Here is an 18,528-nt window from a genome sequence, read left to right on the forward strand (position 1 = left end):
TTTTTGCCTCGTGCGTGAGGCTTTGAGCCTCATCGATCAGGCTCGGGCGCCTCATCGACGAGGCTTCGAGCCTCAAGCGTCGATCGGACGCCTGCGGGGACGCGCACCCGCCCCCGTTGGACCGCGCGTCGCGGTCGGCCGTATCGTCGGCACGGATGCGTCGTGGCCCCGCCCGGCGCGCAGGGGATCCGACCGACATGTTGATCGCCAAAGCCTTCAGCGCTTTCAGCACGCGCCTCTATCGCCGCGATGGCGAACAGGTCGGCGTGCTCACCATCGCCCCCTGGCTTGGCGCGCCGCGCAACGGGCGCCTGCAGGGCGGCAAGGACGACGTCGCCACGCTCGAACTGGGCGGCAGGACGTACCGGCTCGAGTGGGAAATCCTGGGTTCACCGGACGACCGGGCCGGCGTCCGCTGGTTCCTCATGGACGGCGAGGACACGCTGGCGACCGGCACCGCGCGCCGCGGTGAGCTCAAGCGCCGCTGGGAAGTGGACGTGCGCGGCGACCGCTATGCGCTCGTCATCCGCAGCCGATGGTTCACGCTGCGCTCCGAGCTGCTCAAGGACGGCGCCAAAGTTGGCGGCGTGTCCGAAACGACCCGCATGTTCTCGCTCGCCAAGACCTACGAGGTGGCGTCTCCGCCTGCGTTGGGCGAGCCGGTGCAGGCGTTCCTCGTCCATCTGGTGACACGCACGACGCGGTGAGCGTGGTGGTGCCGGCTGGGATGCCAGGCACGCCAGGAACAGCGAACAGCGCCGCGGGTCATTGCACTCCGACCCCTGTTTCCGACGCCGAAGACACCGAGCTGGCGCTCGGCAGCGCCGTCATGGGCGCCGCGCTGGAGGGCTATGCCCTGCTGGCGACGCGCGCAGGGGCTAGCGCAACGGCAGGAACAGGTCCGCTGCGGTTCCCTGCTCGGGGCGGTCCACGAAGAAGCGCTGGCAGTAGATCGGAAAGTCGCGCATCTCCTCCCCGCTGTCGGGCAGCCACTCGCGGTAGAGATACATCGCCGCGGGCTCGAGGTTGTGCGTATCGCCCGTCACCCGCAGCACCGCACAGCGGCCGCCCGGGATCTCGCCCAGCCTGACGGCGCCGTGCTGCTGGTCGACGAAGTCCTCGTCGCGCAGGCCCACGCACAGGTCCATCCGGTAGTCGTCGGGGTTCGCCGGCTCGCGCTCCGAATACCAGACGTTGAACGTCGGGTTGGTCTGCGGCGACAGCCCGGCGGCCATGCGCCAGGCGATGAAGCGCTGGATGGTCGCATCGAGGGTGCGCGGGTCGCCGCGGTGCTCGAACACCGCGACGCGGGTGGGCGCCACCTCGCGGATCGTCACCTGGTCGGCGGTGTAGACGGTGTCCATGGTTCTGCTCCTGGCGGCATGAAGGGGCCTGAAGGCCCGGAGCCACGGCTCCCATTCGGGCGCCTTGCGGAAGTCCGACGGGGACTGCGCGAACCGCTGCCGGAACACGCGCGCGAACGCATCGGGGGCGTCGTAGCCGGCGTCCAGCGCGATCTCGGTGATGCTCCGCCCCGCCGGGCCGGCCAGTTGCTTCGAGGCCCGCTGCAACCGCGCCAGCTGCACGTAGCGGTGCACCGACACGCCGAAGTACGCCTTGAACTGGCGGTGGAAGTGGAACTTCGAGAACGCCGCGACCCGGCTCAGCGTGTCGAGGTCGAGCGCGTCGTCGAGATGCCGGTCCACGTACTCCAGCACCCGCTGCATCCTGACGCGGTAGAGGTCCAGCGCTGGCATCGTCGTTGTCCGTTGTGGCGGCGCAAGAGTGGCGGCCGACGGCCTGTGGTGCTCGACCGATCTTGCTGTGCTGCGCGAGAACAGGGTGCCAGTGGGACTCAAGGCTGTGCTTGAGACGCTTTCCTGACCGGGGCTAGGGGTAGCCACGCGTCTTTAACTGCCTCCGTCCCCTTTGCCCGTCTTGGGGCTCGCTTCAGCGGTCTTCGCGCTTTCGTGCTCCGTCTCAGCCCGTGAGACCGGGGTCGAGTGGTCCAGATGACCGTTCGTCGGAACACTAATTAAACACCTCGTTGATTGTGACCGGTAAACATTTGATTTTAAAAATTCATATTGCTGAATAGCGTGTTCGCAAAAGCGAATAGCAAACGTCGGTCCGGGACATGACTTGAAGTCACAGTCGGTCGTCGTCATAGACTTGGCTCAACTGAAGCCAAACTGTGGACGAGGACACACAAAATGGCCAAGAAGCAGGCGCAGCCGGATTCATCGGACTCCCAGCCAGAGAAGCCTATCGGAGCTGGCCAATCACGCGGGAAAGCCGGAGGCGCGCCCGCCGCGTCCGTTGAGGGCGGAACCCGGTCAAAGGTGATGCAAACGGATATGCCTTCGCTGTCGCTGGATAAGGCGCTTCGTATCGCGAATGGCATTTGGAACGACTTTGCCGGGCGCAGCGCGGCACCGCATGACATCGCGTTCGCCGTGAATATGACGCCGACCAGCGGACAGTGGCGCACGCTGACGGGCGCATCAATTGCGTATGGCTTGACCGAAGGCGGATACAACGCCGAGTCCATCAAGCTGACCCCTTTAGGCCGCCGGATCGTAGCGCCCGAGGAGGAAGGCGATGAACTTCGCGCTCGGGCCGAGGCCGTACTGAAACCTCGCGTGATGCGCGAGTTCTTCAATAGGTACAACCGCGCCAAGTTTCCGCAGGACCAGATCGCGGCGAACGTCCTTGTTGGGATGGGCCTGCCGAAAGAGCGCGCGCAAGAAGCTGTCGAGCTGCTAAAGGATGCCGGTAAGCGGACCGGACTGATACGAGACACGAAGACAGGACTTTTCGTCGCTCTGCCGGTGAACGGAGAGGCGCCCACGTTGCCAGCCGTCGTAACAGACCAGCAACCGATGGAGTCGGCTAAACCTGTGCCCGGTACGCCTGAGCGAGACGATGTGGGCGCCGCCCCCACCTTCCTGGAGCAAGTCGACGAAATGCGTCGCGACCCGACGCCGCTGCCCGTCCAGAGCGTCACCAACAACAAAGTCTTCGTCACACACGGAAAGTCGCGCGCCGTCGTAAACCAGATCAAAGAGCTGCTCGTATATGGGCACTTTGAGCCGATCGTTTCGGTCGAACGCGAGTCGACCGCCGTGCCGGTTCCGGACAAGGTGTTCGCCGACATGCGGGACTGTTGCGCCGGGGTTATCCACGTCAACAGCGAAGGCGACCTGCTCGACCCGGAAGGCAATAAGCACGCTCACTTGAATCACAACGTGCTGATCGAAATCGGCGCCGCGATTGCGCTTTACGGCAAGCGGGTGATTCTGCTGGTGCAGAAGGGCGTGGAGCTTCCTTCAAATTTGCAGGGTCTGTACCGCTGCGAGTACGAAGGGGACGAACTCGATTACGGCGCCACGATGAAGCTGCTGAAGACCTTCAACGAGTTCCGCGCTAAGCCTTAATCGCGCGACTTGCTCACCAGTCGCATGGATAAGAGCCACAACAGCGGGGACTCCTGGCAGAGATCGCTGTTGTGGCTGGTAAGCACCACCGTGCCCTAGCCGAGAAACTCGATTAAGGCACTCCTAGCGTAACCACAGCCCTTTAGCGCCTCACAACAGGCACCGGGCATCTGCCGGCGTAGCCGGGTAGGAGTATGCGTATGGCCAAGTTCACCGTTTACGAGGGTCGCGATGGATGGCGTTGGCAGCTCAAGGCCGCTAACGGAAAGATCATCGCGGACTCGGGCGAAGCGTATTCGAGCGAGTACAACGCAGTCCGCGCCGCCAAGCGCACGAAGGAGTTGGCTCCGACGGCACCCATCCAGCGGCCCAACGGGGTGACCCTCAATGAGGATCGGATGACTGGGCCGGGCTACGCGTCGGACCCGGTCTGACGTTCAATTGAACTTTGGGCGTGCGCCGACGCATCGGAGCGAGGGCTAGTGCAGATGCACGGGCCCTCTTCTTACCAACGACGCGTACCCCGCGCACGCTAAGCGCCGGCGGGCCATATTGCGGCCACAGCGGCGAGTTTCGCCGACGCGGCAGCGGCCGCACCTCAGAACGACAAAGCCCTGCAGGGCTCGGGGCCTTGCAGGGCTTGGCGCTGCGCCAATTTCGAAGAATGGTGGCCGGGGAGGGAATCGAACCCCCGACACGGGGATTTTCAATCCCGGTGTCGCTCCACTTGATCACACAGTCAGCGGATTCGGCTTATCCACATCCAACTTGTACTGCTTGATCGCCCGCGCCACATCCTTCCCGGTCATCTTCCCCTCCGCTGCCAGTGCAGCGATGGCCGCGTGCGCGATGTGGAAGCGGTCCACCTCGAAGTGGCGGCGCAGGTTGTCGCGGGTGTCGCTGCGGCCGAAGCCATCGGTGCCGAGCACGGTGTAGCGCATCGGCACGTACTCGCGGACCTGGTTGGCGAAGTTGCGCACGTAGTCGGTCGCGGCGATGGCCGGGCCGGTGCGGCCCTGCAGCAGTGACGTGATGTACGGGACGCGCTGCGTCTCTTCCGGGTGCAGGCGGTTCCAGCGTTCGGCGTCGACGCCGTCGCGGGCGAGCTCGGTGAAGCTCGGGCAGGACCAGATGTCGGCCGTCACGCCGAAGTCCTTGTCGAGCAGCTCGGCGGCGGCGATGACTTCGCGCAGGATCGTGCCCGAGCCCATCAGCTGCACGCGCAGTTCGCCCTTCTTGGGCTTGGCGCCGCCCTGCAGCAGGTACATGCCCTTGATGATGCCGTCGGCCGCGCCTTCCGGCATGTCCGGATGGGCGTAGTTCTCGTTCATCAGGGTGATGTAGTAGTACTCGTCCTGCTGCTCGGTGAGCATGCGCTGCATGCCGTGCTGCAGGATCACCGCGACCTCGTAGCCGAACGTGGGGTCGTAGCTGCGGCAGTTGGGGATCATCGCGGAGATGACGTGGCTGTTGCCGTCCTCGTGCTGCAGGCCCTCGCCGTTGAGCGTGGTGCGGCCGGCGGTGGCGCCCAACAGGAAGCCGCGCGCGCGCATGTCCGCCGCCTGCCACGCGCTGTCGCCGATGCGCTGGAAGCCGAACATCGAATAGAAGATGTAGAACGGCAGCATCTGCAGGTCGTTCGTCGAGTAGCTGGTGGCCGAGGCCATCCAGCTCGAGAACGCGCCGCATTCGGTGATGCCTTCCTCCAGCACCTGGCCGGCCGCGTCCTCGCGGTAGTACATGAGCTGGTCGCGGTCGACCGGCTTGTACTTCTGGCCCTGCGGCGCGTAGATGCCGAGCTGGCGGAACAGGCCTTCCATGCCGAAGGTGCGGGCCTCGTCGGCCACGATCGGCACGCAGCGCGGGCCGACCTGCTTGTCGCGCAGGATGATGTTGAGCGCCTGCACGAACGACATGGTGGTGCTGATCTCGCGCTCGCCGGTGCTCTTGAGCAGGCGGTCGAACACCTCGATCTTCGGGGCCTCGAGCGCCTGCGTGGCCTTGCGACGGCGCTGCGGCAGGAAGCCGCCGAGCGCGCGTCGGCGCTCGATCATGTACTCGACTTCCGGCGACTTCTCGCCCGGGTGGTAGAACGGCACCTGCCCGTCGGCGAGCTGCTTGTCGCTCACCGGCACCTGGAAGCGGTCGCGGTAGGCGCGCACGGACTCGTCGTCGAGCTTCTTGGTCTGGTGCGTGGGATTGAGCGCCTCGCCCGCCGCGCCCATGCCGTAGCCCTTCACCGTCTTGGCGAGGATGACGGTGGGCATGCCCTTGGTCTTGGTGGCGAGGTCGTAGGCGGCGTAGACCTTGTGCGGATCGTGGCCGCCGCGGTTGAGGCGCCAGATGTCCTCGTCCGAGAGCGACGCAACCAGCTGCGCGGTCTCCGGGTACTTGCCGAAGAAGTTGTCGCGCGTGTACTTGCCGCCGAAGGCCTTGCAGTTCTGGTACTCGCCGTCGACGGTTTCCATCATCAGCTGGCGCAGCCGGCCGGTGGTGTCGCGCGCGAGGAGCGGATCCCAGTAGCTGCCCCAGACCAGCTTGATCACGTTCCAGCCGGCGCCGCGGAACTGGCCTTCGAGCTCCTGGATGATCTTGCCGTTGCCGCGCACCGGGCCGTCCAGGCGCTGCAGGTTGCAGTTGATGACGAAGACCAGGTTGTCGAGGCCTTCGCGGCCGGCGACGCTGATCGCGCCGAGGCTCTCGGGCTCGTCGGTCTCGCCGTCGCCGAGGAAGCACCAGACCTTACGGTCGGTCTTGGGCATCAGGCCGCGGCCTTCGAGGTACTTCCAGTTGCGCGCCGGGTAGATGGCGGCGATCGGGCCGAGGCCCATCGACACGGTGGGCAGCTGCCAGTAGTCGGGCATCAGCCACGGATGCGGGTAGGAGCTGACGCCGCGGCCGTCGACTTCCATGCGGAAGTGGTCGAGCTGGTCCTCGGTGAGGCGGCCCTCGAGGAAGCTGCGCGCGTACATGCCCGGCGAGCTGTGGCCCTGGAAGCCGATCAGGTCACCCGGGTGGTCGGCGCTGGCGGTGCGCCAGAAATGGTTGAAGCCGACGTCGTACAGCGTGGCCGACGACGCGAACGAGGCGATGTGGCCGCCCAGCTCGCCCGGCTTGCGGTTGGCGCGCACGACCATCGCCATCGCGTTCCAGCGCAGGATCGAGCGGATGCGCCATTCCATCGCGGCGTCGCCCGGGCTCTTGGCCTCCAGGTGAGGCGGGATGGTGTTGATGTACTCGGTGGTGGGGCTGAACGGCAGGTGGGCGCCGGCGCGGCGCGTCATCTCGACCATGCCTTCCAGCAGCTGGTGGGCGCGTTCCGGGCCCTCGCGCTGGATGACCGCGGAGATCGACTCGAGCCATTCGCGGCTCTCGGTCGGATCCGGATCGTCGTGCAGCATTTCGTTGATGGCGTGGTTGAGATTGCCGGTCATTGCGTCCGCGGCCCCTTGGCCGGTGTGTATATCGAGGGAAGCCTCGATTCTAGCAAGCGGGGTCCGCGCGGCCCGTGCGCTGAAAACGAATACGCGCATGCGCCCGCGTACGGCCGGTGGCCTGCATCGCGCCGGCGTCGCGGGTGCACGGCCGACCGCACGTCGGGCGATGACGACCGGCCCGTTGACATCTACTAACCGTTTCGTACTAATGGCGGCGTAGACACCGAGAGGCGGCGCATGGCGACCCCGAATCCCACCGAAGGCGAACTGGCGATCCTGCGCGTGCTGTGGTCGCGCAAGACCCCGATGACCGTGCGCGAGGTACACGCCGAGCTGTCGAAGGCGAAGGACACCGCCTACACGACCGTGCTGAAGATGCTCACGATCATGGCCGACAAGGGCCTGGTGCGCCGGGACGACTCCGAGCGCAGCCACACCTACGCGGCGGTGGACGCCGAGCCCGTGGTGCAGGGCTCGCTGCTGAAGGACCTGATGCGCAAGGCGTTCTCGGGCTCGGCCCTGACGCTGGTGCAGCGCGCACTCGACGACGACGTGGCGACGCCGGAGGAGCTCGACCAGATGGCCAGGCTCATCGCGCAGGCCAAGGCGAAGCGCAAGGGCTGATGGACGCGCTCGCCGCCCTGCAGTTCGGCCTGGCGCCGGCGCTCGCCACCGCGCTGCTGCATGCGCTGTGGCAGGACGCGCTGCTCGCGCTGGGCGCGTGGCTCGCACTGGCGGCGCTGGCGCGATCGAGCGCGTCGCTGCGGCACACGGTGGCGATGGGCTTCCTGCTGGCGATGGTGCTGGTGCCGGCCTCGACGTTCCTGCACTTCTGGCACGTGCCCGGCACGCAGGTCAGCGACGGCCTGCTGCCGGCGCTCACGCTGCCGCGCGTCGAGGCGGTGGGCGGCGCATTCGTGCAGGACAGCAGCCCGGTCGCGCCGTGGCTCGCATTGGCGTGGCTGGCGGGTGCGCTGCTGATGCTGCTGCGCCATGCCGGCGGCTGGCGGTTCGTGGCCACGCTCGACCGCCGGCCCTACGAGCGCCTGCCCGCGGACTGGCAGCGTCGCGTCGACGTGCTGCGCCTTGCGATGGGGATCGGCCGCGACGTCGCGGTGCGCCTGTCGACCGACGTGGTCGGGCCGTTCACCGTGCGCGTGCTGCGCCCGGTGGTGTGGCTGCCGCTGTCGATGCTGATGCAGTTGCCGCGCGAACAGGCCGAGGCGCTGCTCGCGCACGAGCTGGCGCACATCGCGCGGCTGGACTGGCTGTGGAACGGGCTGCAGTGCGTGATCGAGTCGCTGCTGTTCTTCCATCCCGCGGCGTGGTGGCTCGGGCGGCGCATCCGCGCCGAGCGCGAGCACGCCTGCGACGATCTCGCGGTGGCGGCGTGCGGGGACGCCATCGCCCTGGCCGAAGCGCTCACGCACCTCGAGCGCCATCGGCATGCCGCCCCGCGCCTGCTACTCGCCGCCCATGGAGGCGCACTCATGAAACGCATCACCCGATTGATCTCCGCCCCGCCCACGCGCGGCGGTTGGGCGCCGCGCGCCGGCATCGCCGTGCTGGCCGCGGTCGGCGCCGTGCTCGCCGTGCAGGCGGGCGTCGCCGGCTCGCGGCCGGGCCTGCACATCCGCGCCACCACCGACGGCGTGCTCCGCCCCGGCGACATGCGCGAGATCACCGCGCGCGGTATCGACGGCGATCGTTATTACCGCGCCGACGTCGATGCGAACGGCAGCCTGACCGAGATCTACAAGCGCGACGGCCGCGTGCAACCGCTCGATGCCGGCGCCCGCCGCTGGGTCGCGGAGGTCGTGCGTCTGAGCGTGCCGCCGCTGCCGCCGCTGCCCCCGCCGCCGCCCGCACCGCCTGCGCCGCCGCCACCGCCTTCGCTCGCCGACTCGCATGCGTTCCGCGCGCTGCTGCGGGTAGTCGCTTCGGACCCCGGCGTGATCGCGCGGCTCGGAACGCCCGTGGCGCTGGCGTCGAAGGACATCGACGGCGGGCTGAACGCCGATGCGGACGGCGACGGCGACGCGGACCTGCGGTTCGACCTCGCCGGCCCGAAGGGACGCGCGACGGTGCGGGTGGACGCAACGCGCGAGCGCGGCATCTGGTCCACGCAACGCATCGACGTCATCGGCCCGACCCGCTGAGTTTTTTTGCCCGCGAGTACTAACTGCTTAGTAGTAACCCCTTAGTAGCCGCATCCCCATCCGACAGGACTTCCCATGACGCTCGCCAAACCGCTCACCCTCGCCCTGCTGCTGGCCCTCGCGGCACCGGCCTTTGCCCAGCAGGCACCGCCACCCATCGACGCGCGCGCGCAGCGTGCCGTCGTCGAGGCGCTCGCCCGCCAGCTGACGACGAACTACGTATTCCCCGACGTCGCGACCAAGGTCGCCGCCGAACTCAAGGCCCGCGATGCACGCGGCGCCTATGCGAAGGCGACCGACGTCCAGACCTTCGCCCGCGCATTGGGCGACGACCTGCGCACGGCGGGCCACGACCTGCACTTCAACGTCGCCTACGACCCGGACTTCCGCGCAGCGCCGTCCGGCCCGCACGCGCCGCCCAGCCGCGAGGACGCCGAGCGCATGCGCCGCGACGTCGAGCGCCATACCTACGGCATCGACAGCGTGCGCCGGCTCGAAGGCAACGTCGGCTACATGGAGCTGCGCGCGTTCGCGCCGGCCGCGTACGTGGCCGACGCGATCACGGCGTCCATCAAGCTGCTCGCCGGTACCGACGCGCTGATCCTCGACCTGCGGCGCAACGGCGGCGGCGAGCCCGAGACGGTGGCCTACCTGCTGAGCCACTTCTTTCCCGAAGGCGACAGTCGCCACCTCAACGACATCTACAGCCGCGCCGACGGCAGCACGCGCCAGTACTGGACCAGCCCGTCGGTGGGCGTGCATTACGACAAGCCGGTCTATGTGCTGACGTCGCGCCGCACGTTCTCCGGCGGCGAGGAAGCCGCGTACGACTTCCAGACGCAGCAGCGCGCGACCCTGGTGGGCGAAATCACCGGCGGCGGCGCGAACCCGGGCGAGGGCTATCCGCTCGCGCACGGCTTCGCCGCGTTCATTCCGAACGGGCGCTCGATCAATCCGGTGACCAAGGCGAACTGGGAGCACACGGGCGTCAAGCCGAACATCGCGGTGCCCGCGGCCGATGCGCAGAAGGTGGCGCACGCCGCCGCGCTCAAGGCGCGGCTCGCGGCGTCCAAGGACGCCGAGGAACAGGGCGAGCTGAAGGAACTGATCGCCGCGGTGGAAGCCGATACGCTGCCGCCGCCGAACTACGCGCCGCCGCGCCGTTGATGTCGCGGTACCCGTCGCGACGGCCCGGCCGTCGCGACGGTATTTCGCTCAGCGACCGCGCGCCGCGCGGATCTGCGCGTCGACCGCCGCGATCGCGGTCATGTTGACCACGCGGCGCGGGGTCGAGGCCGGCGTGAGGATGTGCGCGGGCTTGTCGAGGCCCATCAGGATCGGACCGATCGCCACGCCGTCGGTCATCACCCGCACCATGTTGTAGACGATGTTCGCGGTGTCGAGATTGGGCATCACGAACAGGTTCGCGCGGCCCTTGAGGCGCGAGTTCGGGAACATGCGGAAGCGCAGGTCCTCGTCCCAGGCGGTGTCGGCCTGCATCTCGCCCTCGACCTCGAGCTTGGGCGCGCGCTCGAGCAGGATCTCGCGCACCTTCGCCATCTTGTGCGCGGAGGCGTTGTCGTGGCTGCCGAAGTTGCTGTGGCTGAGCAGCGCCACCTTCGGCTCGATGCCGAACAGCTTCAGGCGGTACGTGGCCTGCAACGTGGCCTCGGCGATCTGCTCGGCGCTGGGGTCGAGCTGCACGTGCGTGTCGAGGAAGAACCACGCGCCGAGGTTGTTGATGACGGCGGTCATCGCCGCGGTGCCAGTGACGCCGCGGTCGAAGCTGAAGACGCTGCGCAGGTAGCCGAGCTTCTTGTGGAAGCGGCCGACGATGCCGCAGATCAGCGCGTCGGCTTCGCCGCGTTCCACCATCAGCGCCGCGATCAGCGTCGAGCGCGAGCGCAGCAGGTTCTTCGCCGCCGCCGGGGTGACGCCGCGACGCTCGGTGAGCGCGTGGTACTGCTGCCAGTAACTGTCGAAGCGCGGATCGGAGTTGATGTTGGTCAGCTCGAAGTCGACGCCGGGCCGCATGCGCAGGCCGAGGCGCTCGATGCGCGTGGCGATCACGTCCGGACGGCCGATCAGGATCGGCCGCGCGAGGCCTTCGTCGATCACCGTCTGCACGGCGCGCAGCACGGTTTCTTCCTCGCCCTCGGCGTACACGACGCGCTTGAGGTCGGCGCGCGCGCGGTCGTACACCGGCTTCATCAGCAGACCGGTGCGGTAGATGAACTGGCCGAGCTTCTCCTCGTACACGCGCATGTCGGTGATCGGGCGCGTGGCGATGCCCGAATCCATCGCCGCCTGCGCGACGGCGGGTGCCAGCAGCACCAGCAGGCGCGGGTCGAAGGGGCGCGGGATCAGGTAATCGGCACCGAAGCGCGGGATGTCGCCGCCGTAGGCGCTGGCGAGGTCGCCGGCTTCCATGCGCGCGAGCTTCGCGATCGCGCGTACGCAGGCGAGCTTCATCGCCTCGTTGATCTCGGTGGCGCCGACGTCGAGCGCGCCGCGGAAGATGTACGGGAAGCAGAGCGCGTTGTTGACCTGGTTCGGGTAGTCCGAGCGGCCGGTCGCGATGATGCAGTCCGGGCGCACCTGCTTGGCGTCCTCCGGCAGGATCTCGGGATACGGATTGGCGAGCGCGAGGATGATCGGTCTGTCGGCCATCGTCGCGACCATCTCCGGCTTGAGCACGCCGCCGGCCGAAAGCCCGAGGAACACGTCGGCGCCGACCATGATGTCGGCCAGCGTGCGCTTGTCGGTGTCGCGCGCGTACCGCGCCTTGTCCGGATCGAGATGCTCGCGGCCGGTGTAGAGCACGCCGTCGCGGTCGACCGCGAGGATGTTCTCCGGCTTCATGCCCAGCGCGACCAGCATGTCGAGGCAGGCGATGCCCGCGGCGCCCGCGCCCGCGGTGGCGAGCTTCACCTCGGCGATGTTCTTGCCGACCACCTCCAGCGCGTTCAGCACGGCGGCGCCCACGATGATCGCGGTGCCATGCTGGTCGTCGTGGAACACCGGGATGTTCATCCGCTCGCGCAGCTTGCGCTCGACGATGAAGCACTCCGGCGCCTTGATGTCCTCAAGGTTGATGCCGCCGAAGGTGGGCTCGAGGCTGGCGATGATGTCGACCAGCTTGTCGGGGTCGCGCTCGTCGACCTCGATGTCGAACACGTCGATGCCCGCGAACTTCTGGAACAGCACGCCCTTGCCTTCCATCACCGGCTTACCGGCAAGCGGGCCGATGTCGCCCAAGCCCAGCACGGCGGTGCCGTTGGAGATCACCGCCACCAGGTTGCCGCGCGCGGTGAGCTCCGAGGCCGTGTTCGGGTCGGCGACGATCGCCTCGCAGGCGTAGGCCACGCCGGGCGAGTAGGCCAGCGCCAGGTCGCGCTGGGTCACCAGCGGCTTGGTCGGCGCGACGCGGATCTTTCCGGGCGGATCGGCGCGGTGGTACTCGAGGGCGGCCTGCTTGAGATCGTCGGCGGGGCTCTGGGTCATCGGATCGCGGGACAGGGCGGGCCCCCGATTCTAACCGCCGCCCCGGAAGCGGCCGGGAACGGCGTCAGAAGTCGAGCAGGAAATCGCCTTCGTCGGCGATGCTGTCCAGCCGGATGCGGTTCGCGAACAGCGAGAACGCGAGCATGCCGGCCAGGCCGTTGATGCGGGTGAGCCACGGCGGCAGCCAGTGCGCGGGCAGCAGCACGCCGGCCTCGAACAGCGGCTCGAAGCGCTGCACGTCGGCGAGCGTCATCTTGCCGGCGAACAGATACCGGCACAGCGGCAGCTTGCGGCTGCGCAGCGCCCAGCGGAAGAACGTGTGCACGCCGACCAGCCCGCGCACGTACACGGTGTCCTTGGTGAACGCGTAGCCGCCGGTGGTGGGCACGCCGCGGAAGATGCGCTGCGCCGAGGAGAAGCTCTCCTGCGGCGTCTGCCCGGACTCGATGAAGAACCGGAAGATCTCGATGAAGTCGGCGCCGTCGAGCGCCATGGCCACGGCCTCGATGCGCAGCGAAATGCGCTTCATGCGGCCGATGTCGATGCTGCCGGTGATCTGCTCGGCGAACGTCGCGAGGCCTTCCTGCGTGGCGGTGCTGCGCGGCGAGGACAGCGACAGGCTCGGCAGCACCGGCTGCTCGCGCCCGTTGAGCGCGGTGATCGAGTGGACGAACGCCTCGTGGTTGAGCAGCTGCTCGCGGTCGTACTGACTGAAGTGCGCGCTGGCGCGCAGGCGGATGCGCGTGGCGCCGGCGGCGGCCTTGGCGATCAGCTCCGGATCGAGCTCGACCTCGATGACGCGCCGGTTGAAGTAGTCGTCGAGGTCGTTCTGCAGTTGCAGCCGCAGCGCGGTGGCGGAGATGTGCACCGACTCCGACGGCGCGAGCAGGCCGTGGTCGAGCTCGTCGGCGATCGAGATGAAGTGCCGCGCGGCCTCGCGCGCGGTCGGCCCGCTGCCGGGCAGCGCCTCGTTCGGCGCGCCGTAGAGTTCCGTGGAGAACACGCAGACGCGCGTGGTGCCAGCGGCTTCGCACATGCGCGCGGCGGTGGTCCAGCTGCGCGCCGAGTCGATCAGGTACTGGCCGAGCGGATGCTGCGGGTCGGCCTCGCAGACGATCGCTTCGAGCTCGGCGATCGCGGCGCGGAAATCGCTCTTCGGGTATTCGACGACCGGCGGCTTGGCGCGGCCGGCGGCGAAATCGGCGAGGAAGGCGTGCTCGGTACCGGCGGGCCAGCTGAGCAGCGCGAGCACGCGGATGTCGCGGGCGACGCGGACCATGCGCGCATCGAGCGCGGCGTGGTGCGCGATATCGGGCGATTGCGGCTTGGCGACGTCCACTCAGCGGCGGCCCGAGCGCGGATCGGGACGCTTGCCCGACGGCCGCGCCCCGGGGCGCGATTCGGCCTTCTGCTGCTGTCGCGACGCGAGCCGGTCGGCGGCGCCGGCCACTTCCCCCGCGAGCTTGCGGTAGCTCGCCAGCCGCTGCGGCGCGAGCGCGCCGGATTCGATCGCCGCGCGCACCGCGCAGCCCGGCTCGGCCTCGTGCGCGCAATCGCGGAAGCGGCATTCGGCGGTGAGCGCTTCGATGTCGGCGAACGTGTCGGCCACGGCCTCCTCGCCGGTCGGCTTGAGTTCGCGCATGCCGGGCGTGTCGATCAGGCAGCCGCCGCGCGGCAGCGGCAGCAGCGCCCGGTGCGTGGTGGTGTGGCGGCCGCGCGAATCGTTCTCGCGCACGCTGGCGGTTTTCATGCGCTCGATGCCGAGCAGCGAGTTGGTGAGCGTGGACTTGCCCGCGCCCGAGCTGCCGACCAGCACCGCGGTCGCGCCGGGGCCGAGCCAGCGGTCGAGCTGGGCGACGCTCGCGATGTCGCGCGCGTTCACCGCGACCACGTCGACGCCTTCGAGCAGGTCGGCCAGCGCCTCGCGCGCCATCGCCACGGCGGCGTCGCCGGCCTCGTCGGCCTTGGTCAGGACGATCACCGGCGTCGCGCCGCTGCCGTGCACCAGCAGCAGATAGCGCTCGAGCCGGCGCGGGTTGAAATCGCCGTCGAGGCCCGACACCACGAAGGCGACGTCGACGTTGGCGGCGATCAGCTGTTGTTTGTAGTGCTCGCCGGCGGCGGCGCGCTTGATCGCGCTCCGCCGCGGCAGCAGCGCGACGGCCTTGGCGGCGTTGCCCTCGCCTTCGACCAGCAACCAGTCGCCGACGCCGGGGCGGTCCTCGGTGCGCCCGCTGCGGTAGCCGAGCGGCCGCGTCCATTCGGGCAGCGACTCGACGCCGAAGCCGTCGTCGGGGCCGCTGGCCACCACGTATCCGGTGCGGTGCTGCTCGATCACGCGCGCCGGCCGGGCCTGCGGATGCTGCGCGAGCAGCGCCTGCCAGTCGGCGAAGGCGGCGCTGTCGCCGTCGCCGTCGGCGAGTGGCCAGCCGATCGCGCGCAGGGCGTCGGCGTCCAACGTGATGGGGGCCGCGGAATCGGTCATGCGGCGATTCTAGCCAGTCGTGGCGCAGCGGCCGGTCAGCGGGCGTCCGGCCGTTTCCGGTAGGCTGGCCGCCCGTCTCCGCGCCGTGCGCCCGCCGCCATGTCCCACGCCCTCAAGACCCGCGAACGCCTGACGGAAGTCCGCTACGAGATTCGCGGCGAACTGGCCCGGCGAGCCCGCGAGCTGGAGGCGCAGGGCCGCACGCTGATCAAGCTCAACATCGGCAATCCGGGCGCGTTCGGGTTCCGCGCGCCGGACCACCTGCAGCGCGCGATCGCCGACCGTATCCACGAGACCGACCCGTACACGCACCAGCAGGGCCTGCCGGCCGCGCGCGAGGCGCTGGCCGCGCATTACCGCCGCCGCGGCGCACCGCATGCCACGCCCGAGCGCGTCTTCGTCGGCAATGGCGTCAGCGAGCTGATCGACCTGAGCCTGCGCGCGCTGCTCAATCCCGGCGACGAGGTGCTGGTGCCCTCGCCCGACTACCCGCTGTGGACGGCCGCGACCATCCTCAACGACGGCTGCCCGGTGCATTACACCTGCCGGCCCGAGGACGGCTTCCTGCCCGATCCCGACGAGCTCGAGCGCCTGGTGACGCCGCGTACGCGCGCGATCGTCGTCATCAACCCGAACAACCCGACCGGCGCGGTGTACCCGCGCGCGCTGCTCGAGCGCATCGTGGCGATCGCCGCGAAGCACAGGCTGCTGCTGATGTCGGACGAGATCTACGACGAGGTGCTGTACGACGGCGCCGCGTTCCAGCCGCTCGCGCCGCTCGCCGGCGACGTGCCCTGCCTGTCGTTCGGCGGCCTGTCGAAGGTGTATCGCGCCTGCGGCTGGCGCATCGGCTGGGCGCTGCTCTCGGGCGACCCGCTCGCGATCGGCGACTACCACCACGCGATGGACCTGCTCGGCGCGCTGCGGCTGTGCGCGAACGTGCCGGGGCAGTTCGCGATCGATGCCGCACTGTCGGGCAGCGCGACCATCCATGAGCTCACCTCGCCCGGCGGCCGGCTGTACGAGGCGCGGCGTGCGGTCGTCGACGGCGTGGCCGCGAGCCGGCATCTGTCGATGGTCACGCCGATGGGCGCGCTGTACGGCTATCCGCAGGTCATCGGCGCCGCCGCGGCCGGGTTCGACGACCAGGCCTTCGCGCTGGAAATGCTAGAAAGCGAAGGCGTTCTGATCGTGCCCGGCACCAGCTTCAACATGCGCGACCGCGACCATTTCCGCGTGACGCTCCTGCCCCAGCCCGACGTGCTGCGGGAAGTGTTCGCGCGCATCGAGCGCGTGCTCGACCGCCGCGCCGACGCCGCGTCCGCCCCGACCTCGCAGGTGGCCTGATGCGCCTCCGTTACCTCGCGCTCGGCGACAGCTACACCTGCGGCGAAGGCGTCGAGGCCGGGCGTCGCTGGCCGGTGCAGCTGGCGCGCGCGCTGCGCGACGACGGCATCGACATCGCCGAGCCGCGCATCATCGCCACCACCGGCTGGACCACCGACGAGCTCGCCGAGGGCATCGCCGCCGCGCAACCGCTGGGCCACTTCGATTTCGTGACGCTCGGCATCGGCGTCAACGACCAGTACCGCGGGCACAGCGTCGCCGAGTACCGCGCGCAGCTGACCTCGCTGCTGGATACCGCGATCGCGCTCGCCGATGGCCGCGTCGAGCGGCTGATGATGCTGTCGATTCCCGACTGGGGCGTGACCCGTTTCGCCCGCGGGGAGGGCCGCGACGTGGGCCTCGTCGGCCGCGAGATCGACGCCTTCAACGCCGTTGCGCGCGCGATGTGCGAGGCGCGCCGCATCGCCTTCGTCGACATCACGCCCGCGAGCCGCGAGGACGGCGGCAGCGACGCGATGCTGGTGCACGACGGGCTGCATCCGTCGGGCGCGATGTACGAGCGCTGGGTGGACGTCGCGCTGCCGGTCGCGCATCGCCTGCTGGGCGACGCATGAGCGTCGCCGCCGGACAGCCGCTCGACCGCGCCCGCGCGCGCGATCGCCCATGCGTTCCGCCCGGAATCGCGCGCCGGCAATCGCTGGAACTACTTCTATACGCGCGCCAAGCTGGCGAGCGATCCGCTGTACCCCGCGGTCGCGGACGCGCTGCGCGGCACGAGCGCGCCGGTGCTCGACCTCGGCTGCGGGCTCGGCCTGCTCGCGCACACGCTGCGCGAGGCGGGCATCGACCTGCCCTACCGGGGCGTGGACATCGACGCCGCGAAGATCGCGCACGCGCAGCGCATCGCGGCGCGCGCGGGGCTTCGCGACGTCGCGTTCGAGGCGATGGACCTGGGCCGCACGCTGCCGGAACACCGCGGCAGCGTCGCGCTGCTGGACGTGCTGCAGTACGTCGACACGCCGGCGCAGGTGCGCATCCTCGACGCGGCCTGCGCGATGGTCGCCCCCGGCGGCCGGCTCTTCATCCGCAGCGGCCTGGCCACGCCGGGCTGGCGCCCGCGGGTGAGCAAGGCCTTCGACACGCTGGCCGCGCATGCGGGCTGGATGTATTCGCCGCCCAAGCGCTATCCCGACGAGGCGCTGTTCCGCGACCGCCTCGATGCGGCGGGCCTGCGCTACGAGATCGCGCCGCTCAACGGCAACTCGCCGTTCAACAACTGGCGGATCGTCGCCGAGCGCTGAGTTCAGTCGGCGAGCCGCGTCGCGGTCGTCGGCAAGTGCATCTCGCGCGACGGCGCGGGCACCGGCAGCACACAGCGGTAGCCCAGCTCATCGAACCGCTGCAGCAGCAGCGCGAGCGTTTCCAGGTTGTGGCCGTGCGCAGCGCCCTCGTGCGCAAGCACGATCGCGCCCGGTGCGAGCTGCCGCTCGACGCGGCGCAGCACGCGATGCGGATCGGCCACCGCCCCGTCGAACCCCCGCGCGCTCCATGCCACCCGCGCCAGGCCCAGTCGGTGCAGCGACGCGGCCACGAACGGATTGGCCATGCCGACCACAGCGCGGAACCACACCGGCGCGACCCCCGCGATCTCCGTCAGGCTCGCCTGCGCGCGCTCGATCTCGCGCCGCATCGCGCGCGGCCCGAGCGCCCAGAAGCGGTGCGTGGGATGCGAATCGCTGTGGTTGCCGATGCCGTGGCCGCGGCGGACGATCTCGCGCACGTGGTCGGGATAGCGGCGGGCGCGCGCGCCCACCAGGAAGAAGGTCGCTTTCGCGGCATGCGCATCGAGCAGGTCGAGCACGGCCGGCGTCTCGGCGGACGGGCCGTCGTCGATCGTGAGCCAGAGCACACGCTCGTCGGTGTCCAGCCGGGTCAGCGCCGGGCCGAACAGCCGCGATGCGGGGCGCAGCGTGCCCCAGACGATCGCGAGATGGGTGCCGACCAGCATCGGCACGGCCCAGGGCCAGCCGCGACGGAACCCGTAATGCCACCACAGCCCCAGCACGAGCACGTGCAGCACCAGCACCACGGCCCACCCGAGGCGGGGATGGCGCGGCGGCCGGTGGTGCGCGATCGGGCCCGAGGGGTTCATGCGGCGG

The 18,528-nt window shown here is 69.5% G+C and carries 15 protein-coding genes; 9 read left to right on the forward strand and 6 right to left on the reverse strand.

Annotated elements, in window-relative coordinates; translation table 11 throughout:
- Nucleotides 1-197 precede the first annotated feature (197 nt).
- A complete protein-coding gene (locus tag E4F61_RS06470; protein WP_133478857.1) occupies nt 198-707 on the forward strand; it encodes a hypothetical protein in 510 nt (169 codons plus the stop codon).
- 171 nt (nt 708-878) lie between these two features.
- On the opposite strand, the gene E4F61_RS06475 is transcribed toward E4F61_RS06470, so the two are convergent.
- Nucleotides 879-1,757, reverse strand: a complete 879-nt coding sequence (locus E4F61_RS06475) for an AraC family transcriptional regulator (protein WP_133478858.1) — start codon at nt 1,755-1,757, stop codon at nt 879-881.
- Nucleotides 1,758-2,213: 456 nt separating this feature from the next.
- Between E4F61_RS06475 and E4F61_RS06480 the strand changes: the two genes are divergently transcribed.
- Both E4F61_RS06480 and E4F61_RS06485 read left to right on the forward strand, forming a co-directional pair.
- A complete protein-coding gene (locus tag E4F61_RS06480) occupies nt 2,214-3,437 on the forward strand; it encodes a TIR domain-containing protein (protein WP_133478859.1) in 1,224 nt (407 codons plus the stop codon).
- A gap of 200 nt (nt 3,438-3,637) precedes the next feature.
- Nucleotides 3,638-3,871, forward strand: coding sequence for a YegP family protein (locus E4F61_RS06485; protein WP_162301425.1), 234 nt, complete (start codon nt 3,638-3,640; stop codon nt 3,869-3,871).
- Nucleotides 3,872-4,168: 297 nt separating this feature from the next.
- Here the strand turns inward: E4F61_RS06485 and aceE are convergent, their stop codons facing one another.
- Complete coding sequence (gene aceE, locus E4F61_RS06495) at nt 4,169-6,871, reverse strand: pyruvate dehydrogenase (acetyl-transferring), homodimeric type (RefSeq protein ID WP_133478861.1); 2,703 nt, start codon at nt 6,869-6,871, stop codon at nt 4,169-4,171.
- Nucleotides 6,872-7,111: 240 nt separating this feature from the next.
- On the opposite strand from aceE, the gene E4F61_RS06500 reads away from it, so the two are divergent.
- The 3 genes from E4F61_RS06500 to E4F61_RS06510 all read left to right on the forward strand — a co-directional run bounded on the left by E4F61_RS06500 (nt 7,112) and on the right by E4F61_RS06510 (nt 10,200).
- Complete coding sequence (locus E4F61_RS06500) at nt 7,112-7,498, forward strand: BlaI/MecI/CopY family transcriptional regulator (RefSeq protein ID WP_133478862.1); 387 nt, start codon at nt 7,112-7,114, stop codon at nt 7,496-7,498.
- Entirely contained in the window at nt 7,498-9,033 is a 1,536-nt protein-coding gene (locus tag E4F61_RS06505; RefSeq protein ID WP_133478863.1) for a M56 family metallopeptidase, read from the forward strand. The genes E4F61_RS06500 and E4F61_RS06505 overlap by 1 nt, the downstream gene beginning before the upstream one ends.
- A gap of 75 nt (nt 9,034-9,108) precedes the next feature.
- Entirely contained in the window at nt 9,109-10,200 is a 1,092-nt protein-coding gene (locus tag E4F61_RS06510; RefSeq protein WP_133478864.1) for a S41 family peptidase, read from the forward strand.
- A gap of 48 nt (nt 10,201-10,248) precedes the next feature.
- Here the strand turns inward: E4F61_RS06510 and E4F61_RS06515 are convergent, their stop codons facing one another.
- The 3 genes from E4F61_RS06515 to rsgA form a co-directional block, all read right to left on the reverse strand.
- Nucleotides 10,249-12,537 (reverse strand): NADP-dependent malic enzyme, encoded by a 2,289-nt coding sequence (locus E4F61_RS06515; RefSeq protein ID WP_133478865.1) that lies wholly within the window; start codon nt 12,535-12,537, stop codon nt 10,249-10,251.
- A gap of 64 nt (nt 12,538-12,601) precedes the next feature.
- Nucleotides 12,602-13,816 carry a flavohemoglobin expression-modulating QEGLA motif protein gene (locus E4F61_RS06520; protein ID WP_133478882.1) on the reverse strand — a complete coding sequence of 405 codons (1,215 nt, stop codon included), beginning with the start codon at nt 13,814-13,816 and terminating at the stop codon, nt 12,602-12,604.
- A gap of 60 nt (nt 13,817-13,876) precedes the next feature.
- Nucleotides 13,877-15,022 (reverse strand): ribosome small subunit-dependent GTPase A, encoded by a 1,146-nt coding sequence (gene rsgA, locus E4F61_RS06525; RefSeq protein WP_133478866.1) that lies wholly within the window; start codon nt 15,020-15,022, stop codon nt 13,877-13,879.
- Nucleotides 15,023-15,121: 99 nt separating this feature from the next.
- Between rsgA and E4F61_RS06530 the strand changes: the two genes are divergently transcribed.
- The 3 genes from E4F61_RS06530 to E4F61_RS06540 are packed head-to-tail and all read left to right on the forward strand — an operon-like array spanning nt 15,122 to nt 17,670.
- Complete coding sequence (locus E4F61_RS06530) at nt 15,122-16,369, forward strand: aminotransferase class I/II-fold pyridoxal phosphate-dependent enzyme (RefSeq protein WP_133478867.1); 1,248 nt, start codon at nt 15,122-15,124, stop codon at nt 16,367-16,369.
- Nucleotides 16,369-16,983, forward strand: coding sequence for an SGNH/GDSL hydrolase family protein (locus E4F61_RS06535; protein WP_133478868.1), 615 nt, complete (start codon nt 16,369-16,371; stop codon nt 16,981-16,983). The genes E4F61_RS06530 and E4F61_RS06535 overlap by 1 nt, the downstream gene beginning before the upstream one ends.
- Before the next feature lie 42 nt (nt 16,984-17,025).
- Nucleotides 17,026-17,670 (forward strand): class I SAM-dependent methyltransferase, encoded by a 645-nt coding sequence (locus E4F61_RS06540; RefSeq protein ID WP_133478869.1) that lies wholly within the window; start codon nt 17,026-17,028, stop codon nt 17,668-17,670.
- Between the two features lie 2 nt (nt 17,671-17,672).
- Here the strand turns inward: E4F61_RS06540 and E4F61_RS06545 are convergent, their stop codons facing one another.
- Complete coding sequence (locus E4F61_RS06545) at nt 17,673-18,521, reverse strand: polysaccharide deacetylase family protein (RefSeq protein WP_133478870.1); 849 nt, start codon at nt 18,519-18,521, stop codon at nt 17,673-17,675.
- Nucleotides 18,522-18,528: the final 7 nt, after the last annotated feature.

The sequence above is a fragment of the Cognatilysobacter segetis genome (assembly GCF_004359965.1).
GTDB classification, from domain to species: Bacteria; Pseudomonadota; Gammaproteobacteria; order Xanthomonadales; family Xanthomonadaceae; genus Cognatilysobacter; species Cognatilysobacter segetis.